We start from the raw sequence: 1,637 nt of genomic DNA, 5'->3' as shown, positions 1-1,637 counted from the left end.
CCTGGTCGGCGCCTCCGGCTGCGGCAAAACCACCTTTCTGAAAATGCTGCTGGGCACAGAGAACCCCTCTCGAGGAGAATTATTACTGGATGGTGATCCCATTCGTGATGAGCCCGATGCTAACCGTGGCATCGTCTTCCAGCGTTACTCTGTTTTTCCACACTTGAACGTAATTGAAAATGTCATGTTGGGTGTGGAATTTGGTCAATCAAAATTATTGGGTAGATGTTTTGGCAGCAAGCGTCGACAGGTCCGTGCCCAAGCTCAGGAAATGTTAGAACTTGTCGGGCTTGGTCATGTCGCCAATCAATATCCCACTTCTTTATCTGGCGGTATGCAGCAACGCTTAGCGATTGCCCAGGCCTTAATCAAACAACCGAAAGTGTTATTGCTGGATGAACCATTTGGGGCGCTTGACCCTGGTATTCGTTCAGACATGCATGCCTTGATTTTAGATATCTGGCAAAAAACCGGTATCACCATTTTCATGATTACCCATGATTTAACCGAAGGGTTTTATTTGGGCACTCGCTTATTGGTGTTCGATAAACACCGTCAAGACCCAGATAACCCAAATCGATATGGGGCATCCATTACTTTTGATATTCCCGTCGGTGACACAAGGAAATCCACTTTGGATGACATCTCAAACACAATGAAACAAAAGCAGGAAACAGTATGAGCGAGAAACAAAACGATGTGATTTATGAGGATACATTGCCTGGTGGCACGCATTGGTCAATGTTAGTCAGAAAGGGCACAACACTGCGTCTGATTGATAAAGAGGGCGGTGCGAATGTCGGTATGCTCTTCTACAACCCGATGAATAAGCTGGAGCGTTACAACGCGCCAGACACCTTGAAATGTCAACATACATTCAAGCTGACGAAAGGCCATTGTTTGTACTCAGATATGGGACATGTATTTTGCTCTATCATCGATGACAGCGTTGGTTGGCACGATACTGTAGGCGGAAACCTTTCCACTGAGAAAATGAAAAACCGTTGGGCTGATAGAAGTTATCAGGAAGCGGGAAATGACTGGACCTTAAGTGGCGAACATGCATTTTTGGTGGAGTTAGCCAAATACGGCATGAACCGTCGTGATATGGCGGCCAATCTGAATTTGTTCAGTCAGGTCAAAACCGATGCTGATGGCAATATGCAGTTTGTTAAAAACAATAGTAAAGCCGGTGACTTCATCGATTTACGTTTTGAGATGGATACGCTGGTTATCTTCCATACCTGCCCACACCCGATGAATACCGCTGAAGCCTACCCCAAACATCCCGTTATCTATCAGTTAAGAGAATCTGCACCGGTGACTGAAGATGACGAATGCGTGAATCACTGTGCAGAGAATCAGCGTGGTTTTGAGAATAACCGTATCTACCATCAATGCGGTCATCATCATTAATTAGGGAAGGATATTGTTGTGATTAAAGAAAGTAATTTAAACCCTGAACTAGCCAGCTATCGTGAAGAAGTGTTAGCAGGCGATTATTGGATGCATGAGCTCAAAGCCGGCGAAACGCTGCGAATTGTTGATTCACATGGTAATCAGGCCGCTGATACCCTGTTTTACAGTGCGGCTGATCCCAGTGAAAGATACAGTGCAATTGATACGTTACGTGAACA

At 45.3% G+C, this 1,637-nt stretch carries 3 protein-coding genes; all 3 read left to right on the top strand.

Features of this window, described 5'->3' with window-relative positions:
* Nucleotides 1-682, top strand: a 682-nt coding sequence (locus tag B4K20_RS05550; RefSeq protein ID WP_289282182.1) for an ATP-binding cassette domain-containing protein, incomplete at its 5' end; no start/stop codon positions are given.
* Nucleotides 679-1,416 carry an urea amidolyase associated protein UAAP1 gene (locus tag B4K20_RS05545; protein WP_289282181.1) on the top strand — a complete coding sequence of 246 codons (738 nt, stop codon included), beginning with the start codon at nt 679-681 and terminating at the stop codon, nt 1,414-1,416. The genes B4K20_RS05550 and B4K20_RS05545, both read left to right, overlap by 4 nt.
* 18 nt (nt 1,417-1,434) lie before the next feature.
* The coding region (locus B4K20_RS05540; RefSeq protein WP_289282180.1) for a DUF1989 domain-containing protein at nt 1,435-1,637 on the top strand (203 nt) is incomplete at its 3' end.

Origin of the sequence: Methylophaga sp. UBA5088, assembly GCF_002414625.1 — a bacterium.
GTDB classification, from domain to species: Bacteria; Pseudomonadota; Gammaproteobacteria; order Nitrosococcales; family Methylophagaceae; genus Methylophaga; species Methylophaga marina.
The sequence above is the reverse complement of the archived record's forward strand: the minus strand, read 5'-3'. Positions and strand labels throughout refer to the sequence as shown.

Coding starts and splice junctions, on each gene's coding strand:
- B4K20_RS05545 (WP_289282181.1), top strand. CDS start 679: ATGAGCGAGAAACAAAACGATGTGATTTATGAGGATACATTGCCTGGT.